The sequence below is a fragment of the uncultured Streptomyces sp. genome, assembly GCF_947488945.1.
Lineage (GTDB): Bacteria > Actinomycetota > Actinomycetes > Streptomycetales > Streptomycetaceae > Streptomyces.
The window spans coordinates 310,521-328,260 of sequence record NZ_CANLBS010000003.1 but is presented as its reverse complement, the minus strand read 5'-3'; the positions used below and the strand labels follow the sequence as shown (position 1 = coordinate 328,260).

At 73.5% G+C, this 17,740-nt stretch carries 15 protein-coding genes; 11 read left to right on the top strand and 4 right to left on the bottom strand.

Annotated features, from left to right (window positions below):
* Positions 1-294: 294 nt before the first annotated feature.
* Positions 295-627 (bottom strand): MerR family transcriptional regulator, encoded by a 333-nt coding sequence (locus Q0994_RS05855; protein WP_299529905.1) that lies wholly within the window; start codon positions 625-627, stop codon positions 295-297.
* A 659-nt stretch (positions 628-1,286) separates the two neighbouring features.
* Here Q0994_RS05855 and Q0994_RS05850 point away from each other — a divergent pair.
* Complete coding sequence (locus Q0994_RS05850) at positions 1,287-1,526, top strand: hypothetical protein (protein ID WP_299529904.1); 240 nt, start codon at positions 1,287-1,289, stop codon at positions 1,524-1,526.
* A 59-nt stretch (positions 1,527-1,585) separates the two neighbouring features.
* On the opposite strand, the gene Q0994_RS05845 is transcribed toward Q0994_RS05850, so the two are convergent.
* Entirely contained in the window at positions 1,586-3,520 is a 1,935-nt protein-coding gene (locus Q0994_RS05845; protein WP_299529902.1) for a SpoIIE family protein phosphatase, read from the bottom strand.
* A 313-nt stretch (positions 3,521-3,833) separates the two neighbouring features.
* Between Q0994_RS05845 and Q0994_RS05840 the strand changes: the two genes are divergently transcribed.
* The 5 genes from Q0994_RS05840 (at position 3,834) to Q0994_RS05820 (ending at position 8,898) form a co-directional block, all read left to right on the top strand.
* The gene (locus Q0994_RS05840; RefSeq protein WP_299529900.1) at positions 3,834-4,319 is read left to right on the top strand and encodes a peroxiredoxin; all 486 of its coding nucleotides are present in this window, start codon (positions 3,834-3,836) and stop codon (positions 4,317-4,319) included.
* Between the two features lie 267 nt (positions 4,320-4,586).
* Positions 4,587-5,096 carry a hypothetical protein gene (locus tag Q0994_RS05835; protein ID WP_299529898.1) on the top strand — a complete coding sequence of 170 codons (510 nt, stop codon included), beginning with the start codon at positions 4,587-4,589 and terminating at the stop codon, positions 5,094-5,096.
* Between the two features lie 174 nt (positions 5,097-5,270).
* Entirely contained in the window at positions 5,271-6,758 is a 1,488-nt protein-coding gene (locus Q0994_RS05830) for a flotillin family protein (RefSeq protein WP_299529896.1), read from the top strand.
* 284 nt (positions 6,759-7,042) lie between these two features.
* Positions 7,043-7,513 carry a cation:proton antiporter regulatory subunit gene (locus tag Q0994_RS05825; RefSeq protein WP_299529894.1) on the top strand — a complete coding sequence of 157 codons (471 nt, stop codon included), beginning with the start codon at positions 7,043-7,045 and terminating at the stop codon, positions 7,511-7,513.
* A gap of 2 nt (positions 7,514-7,515) precedes the next feature.
* Positions 7,516-8,898 (top strand): cation:proton antiporter, encoded by a 1,383-nt coding sequence (locus tag Q0994_RS05820; RefSeq protein ID WP_299529892.1) that lies wholly within the window; start codon positions 7,516-7,518, stop codon positions 8,896-8,898.
* A 109-nt stretch (positions 8,899-9,007) separates the two neighbouring features.
* Here the strand turns inward: Q0994_RS05820 and Q0994_RS05815 are convergent, their stop codons facing one another.
* Positions 9,008-9,601 carry a hypothetical protein gene (locus Q0994_RS05815; RefSeq protein WP_299529890.1) on the bottom strand — a complete coding sequence of 198 codons (594 nt, stop codon included), beginning with the start codon at positions 9,599-9,601 and terminating at the stop codon, positions 9,008-9,010.
* A gap of 1,023 nt (positions 9,602-10,624) precedes the next feature.
* Between Q0994_RS05815 and Q0994_RS05810 the strand changes: the two genes are divergently transcribed.
* From Q0994_RS05810 to lysA, 3 genes are all read left to right on the top strand, one after another.
* Complete coding sequence (locus Q0994_RS05810; RefSeq protein WP_299529888.1) at positions 10,625-11,125, top strand: hypothetical protein; 501 nt, start codon at positions 10,625-10,627, stop codon at positions 11,123-11,125.
* Positions 11,126-11,406: 281 nt separating this feature from the next.
* Positions 11,407-11,778: an SAV_915 family protein gene (locus tag Q0994_RS05805; protein WP_299529886.1), complete on the top strand. Its 372-nt coding sequence runs from the start codon at positions 11,407-11,409 to the stop codon at positions 11,776-11,778.
* A 14-nt stretch (positions 11,779-11,792) separates the two neighbouring features.
* A complete protein-coding gene (gene lysA, locus Q0994_RS05800; protein WP_299529884.1) occupies positions 11,793-13,166 on the top strand; it encodes a diaminopimelate decarboxylase in 1,374 nt (457 codons plus the stop codon).
* 306 nt (positions 13,167-13,472) lie between these two features.
* Here lysA and Q0994_RS05795 read toward each other — a convergent pair whose 3' ends face one another.
* The gene (locus Q0994_RS05795; RefSeq protein WP_299529882.1) at positions 13,473-14,546 is read right to left on the bottom strand and encodes a CdaR family transcriptional regulator; all 1,074 of its coding nucleotides are present in this window, start codon (positions 14,544-14,546) and stop codon (positions 13,473-13,475) included.
* A gap of 343 nt (positions 14,547-14,889) precedes the next feature.
* On the opposite strand from Q0994_RS05795, the gene Q0994_RS05790 reads away from it, so the two are divergent.
* Together Q0994_RS05790 and Q0994_RS05785 are read left to right on the top strand one after the other, a co-directional pair.
* Positions 14,890-15,408 (top strand): hypothetical protein, encoded by a 519-nt coding sequence (locus Q0994_RS05790; protein WP_299529880.1) that lies wholly within the window; start codon positions 14,890-14,892, stop codon positions 15,406-15,408.
* A 240-nt stretch (positions 15,409-15,648) separates the two neighbouring features.
* Positions 15,649-17,673 (top strand): NAD-binding protein, encoded by a 2,025-nt coding sequence (locus tag Q0994_RS05785; RefSeq protein ID WP_299529878.1) that lies wholly within the window; start codon positions 15,649-15,651, stop codon positions 17,671-17,673.
* Positions 17,674-17,740: the final 67 nt, after the last annotated feature.

The window sequence follows — 17,740 nt, the reverse complement described above, 5'->3', positions numbered from 1 at the left end:
CCGCGGGCACGCACCGTGCGAGCCCTACGTCGCCGCGATGATTACCCCGTCCGGGACTATGCACCGGAAACACAAAAGCGCGCCCACCAGCATATAACCGGCGAGAGCACGTGAAGTTCTCGGGAACCACAACTGCAACTGGTAACAACCGTAGCACGGTGTCGCCGAATAGGGGAGGACCGATTTACGCGTCACCCCAGCGGCCCATAAATTCTCTCCGCGCATTACCCGTATATCTGCCCCGGCCGCGACAGATATTCAGGCAGTCCCGCCGCCGGCCCGTCCGGAACCCCCTCAGCCGCCGGAGCCGTCGCCCCCGCGCAGTTGCTCGTTGAGGCGCAGCGCCTCCTCCAACTGGTCCTCCAGGATCACGATGCGGCAGGCCGCCTCCACCGGGGTGCCCGCGTCGACCAGCTCCCGGGCGCGTGCCGCGACGCGGAGCTGGTAGCGGGAGTAGCGGCGGTGGCCTCCCTCGGAGCGGAGCGGGGCGATCAGACGGGCTTCGCCGAGTGCGCGCAGGAACGCGGGCGTGGCGCCGATCATCTCCGCGGCCCGCCCCATGGTGTAGGCGGGGTAGTCGTCGTCGTCCAGCGGGTCCGCGGCTCGTGATGTGGTTTCCGGGGGCATAGCACCTCTTCCGGGATCCGTGGGTGACACCCGGGAGCGGCTCCGCCGCTCCCGCAGATTTCCCAGGTCCCAGATACTCCTCGTGTCCAAGCGTGTCATCTCTATGGTAGCCGGGACAGGTTTTCCGGTGCCACGGCAGGAAACTTTCTGTCCCGCCGCAGGACCGGGGTCCGGCCGCGCCCCGTGACCAGCCGTCCGCGGGCCCGCTTCCGCGTGGTGCCGCAGCAGGGCGCACGCCGGAGCGCGAGGCTCCGGCGGCCCTGCCGCGCGCCGGCCGCAGCGACCCCGCCCGCCCTCGCGCCAGCACGAACCGTGCTGACCTACCGGTCAGTTGTCGCCCCGGGGCCGACGGGTCCATAATGTGCGCGTAGCCCTTCACGCATCCCCCGTCGTGAAGGGCTACTTCACGTTCCGCACCCCCGAAAGCCCCTCGTTCGAGCGGTGGTTGTCCCCTGGCGCTCCACCCACCGCGTCCGCGCGACGGGCTCCCGCGGTCCCCCCGTTTGCGGCGGCCGCACGCACCCGGTTTCGTGGGATGCGGACGTACGGGCGGCTTCGACGTACGGCGGACGGCTCGGCGGACGGGCGGAGGCGGCACCGGAACTCCCGGTCACCCCCCGCACGGACCGCACGGAGCGCACCAGAGGAGGTACGCGCAGATGGCCAGGATCAGGTCGACGAACCGGAGCGGCGGCGCGGGCGGGTCGAAGGCGCGTCTCGCGCTGAGCTTCGGCACCAGCGCGCTCGCGGTGGTCAGGGCGCTGAAACGGGTCCGCCACACCCGCGGCACGACGGACAAGCTGACGACGGCCGACGCGGTCGCGGGTCTGCTCCCGCTGATCACCTCGGCGGCGATCGTGCTGCGGCAGCTCCGCCGCAAACCAGAGACGGCGCAGTGACACGGCGGTCCGGCTGACGGCCGACCCGTATCCCCCACCCCACCACCCGCTCCGGGAGCTCAGCGATTCGGCTCCCGGGGCGGGTGGTCCGCGTCCCCGCGTCCGCCGTTCCCGCCGCCGCGGCCGGACGGCTCGGTGTCTTCGGCGTCCAGGAGCCGGGCGCCGCGCGCCGGGCGGGGGCCGTCCACCAGCACCGGGCGGGACGGCGACGCCGAGTCGGGCAGGGATGCGGGCGCGGATGCCGGGGCGGGTGCGGATGCCGGGGCCGCCGTCGGTGTCTCGTGCACCTCCGCGATCTGGCCGACGCTCTCCTTGATCCGCGAGGCGAGCACGGCGATGTCGTCGTCCGCGCCGTCGCCGAACCGGTCGAGTACCTCGTCCAGCAGGTCCTCCAGCAGCCCGCTCTCCGGGAGGGTCAGCGTCTCCAGCCGCCCCACGGAGACATCGATGTCCTCGCCCCGGCGCTCCACGAGCCCGTCGGTGTACATGAAGAGCACCGCCCCCGGCCCGCACGGCACCACCTCCGTGCGGTAGCCGCCGAAGCCCATGCCGAGCGGCGGCCCCGGCGCCACCGGCACCACCCGGGCGCCCACACCCGGTTCGATGAGCACGGGCGGCAGGTGAGCGGCGCTGGCGATCTCGCAGACCCCACCGAAGCGGTCGACCACAGCGATCAGGCAGGTCGCCGCCCGGTCGATCCCGGAGCGCTCCACCATCGTGTCGAGCCGCTCCAGCACGCGGTGCGGGGGCAGGTCGTCCCCGGCGAGCATCCGCAGCAGCGAGCGGTAGTGGCTCATCGCGACGGCCGCCTCGACGCCGTGACCCATCACGTCGCCCATCACCTTGAGGTGCCGGCCGTCCCGCAGCGGCACCACGTCGAACCAGTCGCCGCCCACCACCGCGCCCCGGTCGGCCGGCAGATAGCGGGTGGCCACCTCGACGTGGGCGTGCGGGCCGCGCGGCTCGGAGAGCAGCGCCCGCTGGAGTTCCCTGGCGATGCTGTGCTCGTGGGTGTAGCGGCGCGCGTGGTCCAGGTCGACCGCGGCCCGCCCGGCGAGTTCGCGGGCCACCAGCACGTCGTCGTCGGTGAAGGTGGGGGAATCACCGACGCGTACGAGGTTGAGCGTGCCGACCGGGCGTCCGCGCACCGCGAGCGGGACGACCACCGCGGAGTGCAGCCCCACCGCGCGGTGGGCGGCGATGATCTCCTCCGGGGGATCGGCCCTGCGCAACCGGGTCGCGTTCCCCAGCAGCTCGACGGCCGGCTGATTGGTCGCGAGGCACCGCGCGACCAGCGAATCCTCGTCGTAGTCGATGTACTCCCCTTCGTGGGAGAACACGCTCGCCGGTTCCCGGAACTCCGGACGCGTGGCGAAGGCGGCCCGCCGCAGCCGCAGCACACCGGGCGGCGCGTGGCGCACGCTGTGTCCGACGTCCGGCGGGAAGACCTCCACGGACGCCATGTCGGCGAGTTCGGGGACGACGAAGTCGGCGAGTTCGGCGCACGTGGTGTCCATGTCCAGCGTCGTCCCGATGCGGACGGCGGCGGTGTCGAGCATGGAGAGGTGGCGGCGGGCCCGCTCCAGCTCGTCCTTGGCGTTCTGGACGTCGCTGATCTCCGTGACCACCGACATCACCGCGTGCGCCCCGTCCCGCCACGCCAGCCGGTGGTAGGCGACGTGCCAGAAGCGGTGCGGGTGGGCGGACGGGCTCCAGGTGCTCCCGGTCGAGGTCGTCTCGCGGGGGACCCCGTCGGCCAGCACGCTGCGCACCACGTCCTCCCGCACGTCCAAGTCGGGCAGCACCTCCCCGACGGTCCGGCCGAGGTGACCGGCGGGGGAGATGCCGTGGAGCCGGGCGAGCGCCGGATTCACGTAGACGTAGCGCAGCCGGCCGTCGAGCACGGCGACCCCGGCGGGTGAGCCGTCGGCGAGGGCCGCCAGCAGGCAAAGGTCGTCGGGTGACGCCGGTTCCCCATCGGTTTCGGCCCGCACACGACACCTCCGCTTCGTCGGTCCGTGACCAGTTTCCCCCGGCATCACCCGGTATGCCCATGCGAGTGGACACCCGGCCGGGCAAAGGAGGGACACGGCGGGGGACGCGGGGGACCCGCGAGCGGCAAGCGGTCCGGTCCCCGGACGGTCGCGGGACCGGACGGTCACAGGGCCGGACACTCACGGCGCCGGACGGTCGCGGGGCCATACTGCTCGGCATCCGCGTGTCCGCGTCCCGGACGAACGCCGGCGCCGCCGACCGGCGGCCCGCGGTGGGCGCGGCGCACGCCAGACACCGACCACTGGAGACGTCATGGCATCAGGACCCCGCGTCGGCGACGCCGCACCCGACTTCACGCTGCCGGGCGGCGCGCTGACCGGCGAGAACTTCACACGCGGCGCGTACACGCCGTCCGCCGCGCGCGGCCGGGCGCTCGTGCTGGCCTTCTACCCCGGCGACAACACCGCCGTCTGCACCAAGCAGCTCTGCTCGTACTCCTCCGGCCTGGAAACCTTCGAGGAGCTGGGGGCGGAGGTCTGGGGCATCAGTCCACAGGGTGTGGACAGCCACGAGTCCTTCGCGCTCGGCAACGGTCTGCGCATGCCGCTGCTGGCCGACACGGACCGGACGGTGGCGCGGGCGTACGGCGTGACCGCGCCGGGCATCGGGGTGCGGCGGTCGATCTTCCTGATCGGCCCGGACGGCACGCTGCGGTGGAAGCACGTGGCCCTGCTGGGCGCGACCTTCCAGTCGCTCGACACCCTGGCCGAGCAGCTCTCCGGCATCAAGTCCGCGTGAACTCTGCCGGATTCCGGCAATGAACCGGTCGGCCGGGCCGTGGGACAGTCCGGTCAGCCGGGCGGAACCGGCGGCGGTCCGGAAGAACCCGGCACCGACGTCGGCGGTCCGGGGGCGGTCCGACGGTCCGGTCCGCCACGGTTCGGCACGGTCCGCAACAACTCCGCACGGACGGTTTCGGGGTGCCGGTCCGACGGAACAAGTCCAGTGATCCGGCCGGGCATCGGGGGTGTCCGGCACCTGGTTCGCACACGCGGGGGCGGGCGAATGACCTTCTTTCTCGGGCTCGGCATGGCGGGGATCGCGCTGCTGGTGGTCTCGCTGGTCCTCGACGGGCTGCTCGAAGGGCTCTTCGGGGACATGCTCGGCGGCTTCTTCGACGGCCTGTTGTCGCTTCCGGTGATCGCGGGGTTCGTTTCGATGCTCGGCTTCGGCGGCGCGCTCGTCCTCGGCACCACCGCGGCCGGTCCCCTCGTCGCCGTGGCCGCGGGGGCGGTCGCGGGAGTGGCGGCGGGGTGGCTGACCTGGCGCTTCAGCCGCGCCCTGATGCGCGACCAGACCGACGCGACCCCGCGGGGCGGAGACCTGATCGGCACCTCCGGGTCCGTCGTCACCGCCATCCCGGCCGGCGGCTACGGCGAAGTGCTGCTGCGGCTCGGCGGCCACACGGTGAAATACGCGGCGAAATCCGCCGCACCGGTCGCCCGGGGGGCCGAGATATGGGTGGAGGCCGAGCTGTCCACCACCTCGGTCTCGGTGCGCCCGGTCGAACGCTGAACCGGGCCCGACCCCACCGGCCCCACCGGCCCCACCGGCCCCACCGGCCCCGCGCCCGCCCCGCCGTAACGGCACGCACCGCTCGCACCGCTCGCACCATGCGCACCGCTCGCACCACCCGCATTCCGCACACGACCGCCGTCCGACCGGGCGGCACAGGGGGGATTCGTCCACATGAGTCCAGTCGTCATCGCCGCCATCGGCGTCGTCGTCCTGCTCGTCCTGCTGAGCCTCGCCGTGATCACCCGCTACAAGGTCGCGGGGCCCAGCCAGGCGTTCATCATCACCGGCCGCCGCGGCAAGCGGCAGACCGATCCGGCCACCGGCCGCACCAGCATCGACAACAGCGGCCAGAAGGTCGTCGTCGGCGGCGGCGTCTTCGTGGTGCCGTTCGTCCAGCAGAAGTTCGCGCTCGACCTCTCCAGCCGGCACATCCCCGTCGCGGTACGGGGCGCGGTCACGCTGCGCGGGGTGAAGGCACACCTCGAAGGCGTCGCCATCGTCAAGGTCGGCGGCAGCGAGGACGCCATCCGGGCCGCCGCCCAGCGCTTCCTCCAGCAGCAGGACGGCATCGTCCGCTTCACCCAGGAAGTCCTCTCCGGCGCGCTGCGGGCCATCGTCGGCCGGATGTCGGTGGAGGACATCATCCGCGACCGGGCCGCCTTCGCCGGGCAGGTCGCGGAAGAGGCGGAGGCCAGCCTCTCCGGCCAGGGCCTGATCATCGACGCCTTCCAGATCCAGGACATCACCACGGAGGGCTCCTACCTGGAGGACCTCGGCCGCCCGGAGGCCGCACGCGCCAAGCAGGAGGCCGACATCGCGGAGGCCATCGCCCGGCGGGCGGCCGAGCAGGCCCGGCTGAAGGCGGCGGAGGAGATCGCCGTCGCGGAGCGGACGTTCTACCTGAAGCAGGCCGAGATCAAGGCCCAGACCGACGAGGCCGCCGCACAGGCCAACGCGGCGGGTCCGCTCGCCGAGGCCGCGCGCCAACAGGAAGTCCTCGCCGAGCAGGAGAAGGTGGCCCAGCGGCAGGCCGCGCTGACCGACCGCGAACTCGACACCCAGGTCCGCAAGCCCGCCGACGCCGCCCGTTACCGCGCCGAGCAGGAGGCGGAGGGACGCCGCATCGCGCGGGTCAAGGAGGCCGAGGCGGAGGCGGAGCGCTCGCGGCTGATGGGTGAGGGCGAGAAGCTGCACCGCTCCGCGCTGGCCGCGGCGGTGCGCATCGAGGGCGAGGCGGAGGCGTCGGCCATCGCCGCCACCGGTGCCGCCGAGGCCGAGGCGATGCGGAAGAAGGCGGACGCGTTCGCGCAGTACGGCGACGCGGCCGTCCTGCAGATGATGGTGGAGGTACTGCCGCAGGTGGTCGCCAAGGCGTCCGAGCCGCTCAGCGCGGTGGACAAGCTGACGGTCATCTCCACGGACGGCGCGAGCCAACTGGCCCGTACGGTCACCGACAACGTCACCCAGGGCATGGAACTCCTCAGTTCCGCCACGGGGGTCGACCTCGCGTCCGTCCTCCAGAACCTCAAGGGCGTACGCGCGGCGACCGGTTCCACCGGGGCGACGGGCGGGGTCCCCGCTCAGCCGGCCGCCACCGCCGCCACCGCCGCCACCGGAAAGGCTGCGTCCCAGGACGGCAGGATCGACGTCACCGACTGAGAGGGGGACGGGCTCCGAGCCTCTTCCGCCCGCCTCCGCAGCGTTCGGCCCACGGCGCACTCCGCACCCCGCCGCCGTGGGCTGTTCCATGCCCGGACCTCGTCCACCGCCGTCGGCCGGCCGGAGGGACGGCACCCGTACGCGCGGGGCCCATACCACCTCGCCGCCCACCCCGGCCCTCCGATGCGCGTATGGATCCCGTTAAAGTAATGGTCGGTTAAAGAGATCACCAAGGAGTGCGGGGCGCACTCCACCGGCGCGGGAGCGCCTGTCGGGAGGAAGCCATGGGAACTCGCCGTACGTCGCTGCCCGGAGTCGGAGCCCGGTACGACTTCATCACCGAGTCGGGTCAGCACATGTCGGTCGTCGTCCACCACGACGGGCGCCGGTTCATCGGCTTCTACGAACAGGACGACCCCGATACGTGCCGGCTGACGGTGCCACTCACCACGCACGAGGCGACCGCCCTCGCGCACCTCATCGACCCCGCGCCCATCGACGCCGTCCGCACCGACGGGATCGACCTCGTCACCGAGCACATCCCGCTGGTGGCGCGCTCGCCCTACGGCGGCCGCGTGCTGGGCGACACCCGGGCACGGACGCGCACCGGCGCCTCCATCGTGGCGGTGCTGCGGACCCACAGCGCCCACCCGTCCCCCGGCCCCGACTTCCGGCTGGCCATCGGCGACACCCTCGTGGTCGTCGGCACGCGTGAGGGCGTCGACGCGCTCTCCGAGATCATTGCGGAGGGCTGACCGTGCACGACACGACCGCACTGCTGGTGGAGCTGGGCTCCGTCATCCTGGGACTCGGGATCATCGGCCGGTTCGCCGGCCGGATAGGCCTCTCGCCCATCCCCCTCTATCTGCTGGCCGGCCTCGCGTTCGGCGAGGGCGGGCTGCTGCCGCTCGGCGCGAGCGAGGAGTTCACCGCCGTCGGCGCCGAGATCGGCGTCATCCTGCTGCTCCTGCTGCTGGGGCTCGAATACAGCGCCTCCGAGCTGGTCACCAGCCTGAAGACCCAATACCCCTCCGGACTGGTCGACTTCGTCCTCAACGCCACACCCGGCGCGGTCGCCGCGCTGATGCTCGGCTGGGGGCCGGTCGGCGCGGTCGCGCTGGCCGGAGTCACCTGGATCTCCTCGTCCGGCGTGATCGCCAAGGTCATGACCGACCTCGGACGCCTCGGCAACCGGGAGACCCCGGTCATCCTCGGCGTCCTCGTCATCGAGGACCTGGCGATGGCGGTCTACCTCCCGCTGCTCACCGCGATGCTTGCGGGCGCCGGACTCGCCGGGGGCAGCATGGCGCTGCTGATCGCGCTCGGCACCGTCGGCTTCGTCCTCTACCTGGCACTGCGCCACGGCCGCACCATCAGCCGCGCGGTCTCCTCCGACAACCCGGAGATGCTGCTGCTCGTCGTCCTCGGACTGACCGTGCTGGTCGCCGGGGTGGCGCAGGAGCTCCAGGTCTCCGCCGCCGTCGGCGCGTTCCTCGTCGGCATCGCGCTCTCCGGCGAAGTCGCCGAGGGCGCGCGCAAGCTGCTCACCCCGCTCCGGGACCTGTTCGCGGCCGTCTTCTTCGTGTTCTTCGGCCTGTCCACGGACCCCGCCGAGATCCCGCCGGTGCTGCTGCCCGCCGCGCTGCTGGCGATCGTCTCGGTGGCGACGAAGATCTTCACCGGCTGGTACGCGGCCCGGCGCGCGGGCATCGGTTCGCGCGGCCGCTGGCGTGCGGGCGGGACGCTGGTCGCGCGCGGCGAGTTCTCCATCGTCATCGCGGGCCTCGCCGTCGCCACCGAGCCCCGGATCGGGCCGATCGCCACCGCGTACGTCCTCATCCTGGTGATCCTCGGCCCGCTCACCGCCCGGTGGACGCAGCCGGTCGCCGCCAGGATCCAGGCGGCCCGCGCCGGTTCGGACAAGCCGGTCGGGACCGCGCCCGCCCCGCAGGGGCTTCCGGGTGCGGTCGAGAAGACCGGCGCGGACTCCGGTACGGCTCCGGGCGCGGCCCGAACCGCGTCCCCGGGCGCGTCCCGGACCGCGTACGAGGGACTCACGCCGGACGACCTCACTCCGGACGGACTCACGCCGGAGGAACTCGGCGAGACGCGCGATCAGGAACCGATCAACCGGTCCTGACCTCCTGACCCGACCCGAACGGCTTCGGCTTCCCTGCGGCCCGCGCACCGTCCTTGAACGGCGCGCGGGCCGTTCGCGTGGGCCGTGCGCGTGCCGTGCGCGCAGGTCGTTACTCCCGGTGCGCGGCGTCCTGTTGGGCGACGATGGTGAAGCGTTCGCGCCAGGTGGCGGTGGGTGGGAAGTCGGGGGTGTCGTCGGCCACCCAGGTGGTGGGGGGCGTAGGGCGTGGGCGGCACTGGGGGCATTCGGTTTCGTCGGCGTGGGGGCGGAAGAGGTGTTCGTCGCCGGGGGCGGTGCAGGGGCGCAGGGGCCGGGGGAGGAAGACGGGCGGTGGGGTCGGGGCGAACCGGGGTTCGGGGAGTTTCCGGTTCAGGCGGTGGCGGAGGAAGCCGACGGCGGAGCGGATTCCGTCGGTGGGGTGTTCGGCGAGGAGGGCGTGGCGCAGGTCGTCCTCGGTGATGCCCCGGGCCAGCCATTCGGCGGCTTCGGGGGCGAGGGAGCGTGCTTCCTGTTCCCCGAGGTGGAGTTCGCGGCGTGCGCGCCGCAGCGACAGCAGCACGCGCTCGGCGGTACGCAGACGGCGGGCGCGAGCGGGATCGGACTGCTGCGGGGCGGACTGCTCAGGGGCGGGGACGATCGCGGGTGCGGCGGACGGCTCAGGTGTGGCGGCCGGATCGGGCATCACGGCCGGATCGGACGTCACGGCCGGTTCGGACGTCACGGCCGGTTCGAGTGCCGGGCCCGGTTCGGGTGTCACGCCCGGTTCGGATGTCGTCACGGCCGGTTCGGGTGTCGTCACGGCCGGTTCACCGCTGGCAGGAGCCGGTACGTGAGGGCCACGCGTTCCGGGGGGTGGGTGGGGAGTGGTCTTATCACTGTGGTCTTCCCCGGGTAGTTGACCACCGGCGAACCGGCTCCCCGGTCCACCGACCGTCGGACAGTGCGTACTCGGTGGAACCCCGGCGCCCGAAGGGCCCTCGCCCAGTCGGCGGGCGCCCTCCTCCGGCGACAGCGGCACATTCGTCAGGAACTGACGCGTCGCCCACAGACCGCCCTCGACCTGACGACGGACCTCGTGGAGATACCCGTGTTCCTTCAGCCCCGTCTTCGCCGCCTGGTACGCACGCCCCGTGATCCTCGCCCGCCGCGCCAGCTCACCCAACGGCTTGCACTGCTCGTCGCCCGGAAGCCCCTGGACGTACAACAGAAGGATCTTCGCGTCACTGTTCAGACGCGGATGCCGCACGATGTCGTTCGACGCCTTGGTGTAGCGCGAAGAGGGCGGGATAACATGACGCAGCATTTCTGGTGGGTCCGTTCCACTGGTGTGAAGGCCCTCGGCGCGGTGTGATTACACCTCCGGGGGCCGCTCCGTGCGCGGGTCACTACCTCGACCTCCTGCACGGAGCGTCAGATGCGGTCACCGTAAGTCCCCGCAACGGGCCTCCATGCCCGCTCCCGTCGCCGGAACGGTTCTGCACACCCGAACGAGCGACGCGATGCCGCGAACCGCGAGGCTGTCCCCGGACAGTGACCGCCCCGCGCCATTCACGCTTCGTCAACTTCGCGCCCTTCCCCTTCCGCCCTTCCGTGCCGACAACACCGCTGCTCACCGCGTACGGAACGGCGTCACCCCCGCCCTCGTGCGCCCAAGGCCTCGCCTGACCCGTCGAGTTGAAGCGGGGCCCCACGGCGGTCCGGCCGGACGGGCTGGGACACTCCCCCCATGGACACCACTCCCGAGCAGATGAGCACCCGGATGGCGGCCGGCTGGACCGTGGCTCTCGCCGGGCTCGGCGCGGTAGCCGGTTATGTCTGGGACGGCCCGTTCCTCGCGGCCGCGTGCATGCTCTCGCTGGGAGGCGGCGCGGCCCTGGGGACGGTGCTGGCACGCCGCCGCATGGCCGCCGGAATCCGGGAAGGCCGCGACCGGGCGGCTTCCCTCGGGTACGCGGACGGCCTCGGAGACATGGTGGTGCTGGGCATATCCGCCTACGGCGTCTCCGTCTTCCCGCTGGCCGGGCCCGAGGCGGTGGATCCCGCCGAACGCGCCGCGCGCCGCGCCGCCGCGTACCGGCTCACCGCCGCCGAGGGTGTTCCCCACCCCGTCCGTGAGGCAGCGGCCGCCGCCCTCGAAGCGATCGACGACGCACGCGACCGCGAGGCGCAGGCGGCCCTCGCGCACCTGGTGAAGACGGTGCAGCGCCAGCGGGGCGGAGCCGGGTAGCCCTTCTGTTTCGCCCCGCACGCCCGCGCGCCCGTCCGTGACCGGGGCAGCACGCTCCGGGCGGGGGCAGCGCGTCGGCCGGTATCTCGTCGGGTGGCTCGCTCGGGCGGTCCGGCCGCACGGGACCGGCCGCTCGCGTCAGTGCGGCGTCAACGTCGCCGGGGTCGGCGTCAAGCGCGCGTCAGTCCTCGAAGAGCCGGCCGACGGGCGGGCGGAGCGCGCATAGCGTCGGTCGGGCACACCGGATCGCACCCGTGGTCCGCAGACGCCTGGAGCACTCCATGGACCCTGCCTCGTCGGAGCCCGACCCCCTCGAACCCGTCCCGGCCGGACCTCTCTTCGTGCCCGTCCGGCCGGGATCCGAGCGCCACGCCTCGGTGATCACGGCGCGGTTGTTCCGCACCCCGCTCGGGGACCGTACGGCGGTCGCCTTCACCTCACCGGCCAGACTCGCCCGCGTACTGGGGGCCGCGCAAGGGTGGATCGTCCTGTCCGAACCGGCTCTCCGGGCCCTCGCCGCGCCACTCGGCGTGCGCCGGCTCGTCGTGGACCCTCAGTTCTCGGCCGCTCCGGTCGCACCTTCCGGTCGCGTGGCAGCCGCCGACCGCCCGTCGCCCGTTTCCGCCACGGGCCTCGCCCTGCACCGCAGTTGAGAAGGGGGTCTGCCATGACCGTCGTCACCACGCCCGAGGTCCCGTCCCCGTACCGGCCGTGCCCGCCACCGCCGCGCGCCGCCGCAGAGCCGGGCAGTCCCTGGCCCACCTCCGCACGGTTCGTCCCCGGCGGGGACGTGGCGGTCGGCGGGGTTCCACTGGCCGAGGCCGCCGACCGCTTCGGTACCCCGCTCTACCTGCTGGACGAGGACGAGGTGCGCGGCCGTTGTCGCCTCTACCGCGCCGCCTTCCCGGCGGCCGAGGCCGACGTCGTGTACGCCGCCAAAGCGTTCCTCTGCCGGACCCTGGTCCGCTGGGTCCGCGAGGAGGGACTCGGCCTCGACGTCTGCTCGGCCGGTGAACTGCTGGTGGCCGTCGAGTCGGGTTTCCCCGCCGACCGCGTCGTGCTGCACGGCAACGCCAAGAGCCCGGAGGACCTGCGGACCGCCGTACGGCTCGGCGTCGGCCGGATCGTCCTGGACAGCGGCTCGGAGATCGCCCGGCTCGCCGCCCTCGTCCCGCACGGCAGCAGGCAGGCCGTCATGATCCGTGTGGTGCCCGGCATCGCCGCCGGGGGCCACAGCGCGGTCCGTACCGGCACCGACGACCAGAAGTTCGGCCTGTCCCTCACCGACGGTTCGGCACAGCACGCCATCGACCGTGTGCTGGACCAGCCGGGCCTCGAACTCGTCGGCCTGCACTGTCACATCGGCTCGCAGATCACCTCCGTGAAGCCGTACGTCTCAGCGGTGCGCCGGATGGTGGGCCTCCTCGCACGCGTCCACGAGAAGCACGGGGTCACCCTGCGCGGCCTCGACATCGGCGGCGGACACGGCATCGCCTACCGGCCGGGCGACGACGTCCTCGACGTCCCCGCGCTGGCCGCACGGATCCGCGCCGAACTGGCCGAGGGCTGCGCGCGGGCGGGTCTGCCCGTGCCGCGGCTCACCGTCGAACCGGGACGCGCGATCGTCGGCCCCGCCGGGGTCGCCGTGTACCGGGTGCTGGCGGTGAAACGTACCGGCACCCGCACCTTCGTGGCCGTCGACGGCGGGATGAGCGACAACCCGCGCCCGGCGCTCTACGGAGTGCGGTACGCGCCCCGACTCGTCGGCCGGGTCTCGGCCGCGCCCGCGCGGGGAGTCACCGTCGTCGGCCGCCACTGCGAGGCCGGGGACGTATTGGCCGACGGGGTCGGACTTCCGGGCGACGTAAGGCAGGGAGACCTGCTGGCCGTGCCGGCGGCGGGGGCGTACCACCTGTCGATGGCGTCCGCGTACAACCTGGTGGGACGGCCGCCGGTGGTCGCCGTCGCCGACGGCGCCGCGCGGCTGCTCATACGCCGGGAGTCGCTGGACGACCTACGGCAACGGGACGTCGGGGACTGAAACCCGCAGGAGCGACCGCCCTTCGTGAGCGCGACCGCCCTTCATGAGCGCGCCCGCCCTTCGTGAGCGCGCCCGCCCTTCGTGAGCGCGCTCGTCCTCCGTGAGCACGCGCGTCCGCGCTCAGGGCGGGGCCGGACGGGCGCGGGCCGGGGACGGGGACGGGCGCGGCCCGGGGGCGGGCGCGAGCTGGCCGGAACCGTTGCCGGAGTCCGGCAGTGAGGCCGCCGATGCGTGCGCCCCGCGCGCCACCCCGTAACCCCGCACGCCACCCCTCGGCAGTCGGCCCGTCGGGTCCGGGCCGCGCGTTCAGAGCTCCGTCGCGGGCCAGTCCAGCAGCCGGGCGCCGATGACGGCCGTTTGCAGGGAGTAGCGGTGCATCGGGTCGGAAGGGTCGGCACCGGTCAGCTCGTGGATGCGCTGGAGGCGGTAGGTCAGCGCCCGCACGCTGAGCGAGAGACGGCGGGCCGCCTCCGCCGAGACACAGCCGACGTCGAAGTAGACCGAGAGCGTCTCCAGCAGCGGTTCGGCGCCGCCCCTGGCCCGTTGGAGCGACCCGAGCTGGCTGCGCACCAAGTCGGCCATCGCCTGCCGGTCACGGGTGAGCACCGGGTAGACCAGCAAATCGGAGGCGTGCAGCACCGGATCGTCGAGCCCCATCCTGGTCGCCAGGTCCAGCGCCTCCAGCGCCTCGTCGTACGAGGCCACCACGCCGCCCGGCCCGCGGTGCGCCCGGCCGATCGCCACCTGGCCGCCCTCGGTCGCCGCGTGCGACTGCTTGGCGAAATGCCGCAGCACGTCGGGTTGGCTGCCCGGCGCGATGCACACCAGCCTGCCGTCCTTCGTGGTGAGCAGGATCTTCCGGCCACTGAACCGCGCCAGCAGCGCCGCCTCCACCGCACGCGGCACCGGATCCGTCTCCGTGTACGCCTCACCGCCCGCCGCCACCGCCACCGCGTGGGCGCGCGACAACCGCAGCCCGAAACGGGTCGCCCGCTCGGCCAGCCGTCCCATGTCGCTGCGTCCGTAGAGGAGATCGTCGATGAACTCGCGGCGCGCGGCCTCCTCCCGCCGGACCGTCAGCCGCTGCGCCCGCTCGAAACCCTCCGCGAAGGCGTCGACCGCCTGCTCCACCGCCGCCAGCACCGAGTCCGTGGTCGAGGCCGTTGCCGCCACGGCGGCCTGCGGCCAGTGCGCGCGGGTCACCGCCAGATGCAGGGTCACCAGGGCGCGGAGCTGGTACCCCGCCTCCGCCGCCGCCCGGCCCAGCTCCCTCCGGGTCTCCAACTCCGCGCGGGTCAGCCGCCGTCCGGTGCGCGCGACCTCGGCCAGAATGCCGGTGTAGTCCCCCAGCGCCTCGGCCGGAATCCTCGGCTCCGCCATGTGTGCCCTCCCCCGTGCGAACCTCGCGTACAGGGGCGGAACGCACATGCGCCGGTGCCAGTGCCCGGCATCAAGTATGCATAAAGATTGCCGGATTCCGGCAATGCGCACAGCGGTCTCCCCTGACACGATCCTGTCAGCACCACACAGGGGGAACAGCGGGGGACAACACGGGGGAAACACGGGGGAGTTCACGGGGATACGGGGGGAACGGGGAAACGGGGGAACCTCCGGGGGTGCGACTCCACGTACGGAGCCGCACCCCTGGACCCCGCCCCCTCGCCTCCCCCGCCCGGCCCGTACACACCCCCCACGGCTTACGGGGGGACCGGGACCGATGACCATGCACGTCTACCTTCACGCGGCGGTCGGGTTTCCCACCGTCCTCTTCAGCGCGGCCTTGGTGGTCGTGACCTGCTTCTGGCTGCTGGTCGCGGCGGGCGCGGCCCGGCCCGACGCGTTCGACCAAGACCTCGATCCGCACCGCGCCGGACTCGGCGGAATGCCGGTCGCCGTCTCCGTCTCGCTGATCGTCTGCGTCGGCTGGCTCTGCACCCTGACCGGCTCCGCGCTGCTGCTGCACCACGGCGTGAAGGGCGGCCCGAAAGCACTGCTCGCCCTCGCGGTCCTGACCGGAGCGCTGCTCGTCGCGTGGACCGCCGTACGCCTCGTCGCCGTCTGTCTCGTCCCCCTCGGCCTGGCCACGGAGCGGATGCGGCGGGCCCTGCGGCCGATCGGGGTCGGCCGGCCGACGGAGGACCGCCCACCGACGGGGGCCCGCCCAGCGGTCGGGGCGCGGCAAGGACAGGGACAGGGACAGGGACAGGGACAGGAACAACGGCAGCGACAACGTCAGGACTGACGAGCGGCGTAGGGCCCGACAGCCTCGACCGGTCTCCTCGGTGTCCCCGGCCGTACCCCGCAGGGCGCCCCGGCCGGGTCCCCCGCCGGACACCGCCGGGACGTCCCGGCCGCGGTCCCGCCCGGGTCCCGCCGTCCCGCTGCGCCCCGGACCGGAGGTACGTACTCCGGTGTCCGAACTCCGACCGGCCGCCCACCCGAAGATCACCCGGACTCCACCACGACCGCAGGGAGGCAGGGCATGCTGGGTTTCGTGTCGCCACTACCCCAACAGCCCCAGCGCCCCCCGCACCCGCCCGCGCACCGCCACATGATGGTGTGCGGCGACGACGCCCTGGCCCGGCGGCTCGCCGTGGAGCTGCGGTACGTCTACGGCGAACGGGTCACCCTGCTGGTCCCGCCCGACCGCGAGTCCGGCCGGCCCGACCTCCCGCCGACCCAACGGGCCCGCGCGGCAGCGCTTTTCGGCCGGATGTCGGCCGCCATCAACCGCGCCGGAGCGGCCAACGGGACCCTCGACGGGGTGGGTGCGAGCGACAGCGACACCAACGCCCAGGTCGACCCCGTCACCATCGTCGAGGCCGCCGAACCCTCGGACGACGTGCTGACCGGGGCGGGCATCGGGCACGCCGCGGCACTCGCGCTCGTCTACGACGACGACGACCGCAACATCCGGGCCGCACTCACCGCCCGACGGCTCAACCCCCGTCTCCGGCTGGTGATCCGGCTCTACAACCGCAAGCTCGGACAGCACCTGGAGACCCTTCTCGACCAGGCGGCGGCCGTCGCCGCGCCCGGCCTGGCGGGAACCGCGCTCGACACCAGCACCACCGTGCTCTCCGACGCCGACACCGCGGCCCCGGCCCTCGCCGCGACCGCCCTCACCGGCTCCAGCAAGATCGTGCAGGCGGAGGGCATCCTGCTGCGCGCCGCCGAACGCCTCCCGCCGCGTCCCGGCGAGACCCCTGACCCCGGGCTCTGCACCCTGGCCCTGCTCTCCTCCACCCGTACCGACCCGGCGGGCGCCGAGGGGTCCGACAGCAGCGGCTCGGACGGGCCGCGACTGCTGCCCGACGAGGCGTCGGTGGCCGCTGCCCACGGCCGCGGGACAGTGGTCCTGGAGACGGTCGTCCAGGCCGGGCGGGACCGCACCGCCCCTCGGATGGGCGGCCGGGGGGCACCGCTGAGCCAGGTCTTCTCCCGCCGGCTGCGCTGGTCGGCGGCAGGGGTCGCGGCCTCCGTCGTCGCCCTGGCCATCGCCTCCGTGGTGACCACCCAGGACAGCCCCCTGCATGCCGCGTACCTCACGCTGCTCGACCTGCTGGCCATGGGCGACCCCGCCGAGGACAGCGCACCCGACGCCCGCAAGGTCATCCAGTTACTGGCGGGCCTCGCCGGGCTGCTGCTCCTGCCCCTGCTCGTCGCCGCCGTCCTGGAGGCCTTCGGCACCCTGCGCACCGCCTCCGCCCTGCGCCGCCCGCCGCGCGGCCTGTCCGGGCACGTGGTGCTGCTCGGCCTCGGCAAGGTCGGCACGAGGGTCCTCGTACGGTTGCGCGAACTCGGCATCCCGGTCGTCGTCGTGGAGAACGACCCGGATGCGCGCGGCATCCCGGTGGCCCGCTCGCTCCACGTGCCGACCGTCGTCGGCGACGCCACCCAGGAAGGCGTGCTGGAGGCGGCGAAGATCGGCCGCGCCCGCGCCCTGCTCGCCCTGACCAGTAACGACACCACCAACCTCGAAGCGACCCTGTACGCCCGGTCGATCAAGCCCGAGCTGCGGGTCGCCCTACGGCTGTACGACGACGAGTTCGCCACCGCCGTCCACCGCACCCTGCGCACCGCCCACCCGCAGGCCGTCACCCGTTCCCGCTCGGTGACGCACCTGTCCGCGCCGTCCTTCGCGGTGGCGATGATGGGACGGCAGATCCTGGGCGCGGTGCCGGTCGAGCGCAAGGTCATGCTGTTCGCCGCCCTGGAGGTGGGCGACCACCCGCAGTTGGAGGGCCACACGGTGGCACAGGCGTTCCGCGCAGGGGCCTGGCGGGTCATCGCGATGGACACGACGCCGCCCGGCGACCGCCTACCCGACCTGGCCGCCGTGCCCCCGTACGGCCCCGACGGCACCCGCCCGGCCTCCGGCCTCGTCTGGGACCTGCACCCCGGCTACGTCCTGCGCGCCGAGGACCGCGTCGTCATAGCCGCCACCCGCCGCGGCCTCGCCGAACTGCTGCGCCGGCCCCGGGTGGTGACGCGGACGCAGGGGTAGCGGGCCACCGGTTCGCGCCGCCGGTCGGCGCGGGTGGCGGTGACGGGGACGCGGGGGTAGCGGGCCA

What these genes read in the sequence shown, in the direction of transcription:
- Q0994_RS05855 (WP_299529905.1), bottom strand. Translation starts at nt 627, where the DNA reads ATGCCCCCGGAAACCACATCACGAGCCGCGGACCCGCTGGACGACGAC.
- Q0994_RS05850 (WP_299529904.1), top strand. Translation starts at nt 1,287, where the DNA reads ATGGCCAGGATCAGGTCGACGAACCGGAGCGGCGGCGCGGGCGGGTCG.
- Q0994_RS05840 (WP_299529900.1), top strand. Translation starts at nt 3,834, where the DNA reads ATGGCATCAGGACCCCGCGTCGGCGACGCCGCACCCGACTTCACGCTG.
- Q0994_RS05835 (WP_299529898.1), top strand. Translation starts at nt 4,587, where the DNA reads ATGACCTTCTTTCTCGGGCTCGGCATGGCGGGGATCGCGCTGCTGGTG.
- Q0994_RS05830 (WP_299529896.1), top strand. Translation starts at nt 5,271, where the DNA reads ATGAGTCCAGTCGTCATCGCCGCCATCGGCGTCGTCGTCCTGCTCGTC.
- Q0994_RS05825 (WP_299529894.1), top strand. Translation starts at nt 7,043, where the DNA reads ATGGGAACTCGCCGTACGTCGCTGCCCGGAGTCGGAGCCCGGTACGAC.
- Q0994_RS05810 (WP_299529888.1), top strand. Translation starts at nt 10,625, where the DNA reads ATGGACACCACTCCCGAGCAGATGAGCACCCGGATGGCGGCCGGCTGG.
- Q0994_RS05805 (WP_299529886.1), top strand. Translation starts at nt 11,407, where the DNA reads ATGGACCCTGCCTCGTCGGAGCCCGACCCCCTCGAACCCGTCCCGGCC.
- lysA (WP_299529884.1), top strand. Translation starts at nt 11,793, where the DNA reads ATGACCGTCGTCACCACGCCCGAGGTCCCGTCCCCGTACCGGCCGTGC.
- Q0994_RS05795 (WP_299529882.1), bottom strand. Translation starts at nt 14,546, where the DNA reads ATGGCGGAGCCGAGGATTCCGGCCGAGGCGCTGGGGGACTACACCGGC.
- Q0994_RS05790 (WP_299529880.1), top strand. Translation starts at nt 14,890, where the DNA reads ATGCACGTCTACCTTCACGCGGCGGTCGGGTTTCCCACCGTCCTCTTC.
- Q0994_RS05785 (WP_299529878.1), top strand. Translation starts at nt 15,649, where the DNA reads ATGCTGGGTTTCGTGTCGCCACTACCCCAACAGCCCCAGCGCCCCCCG.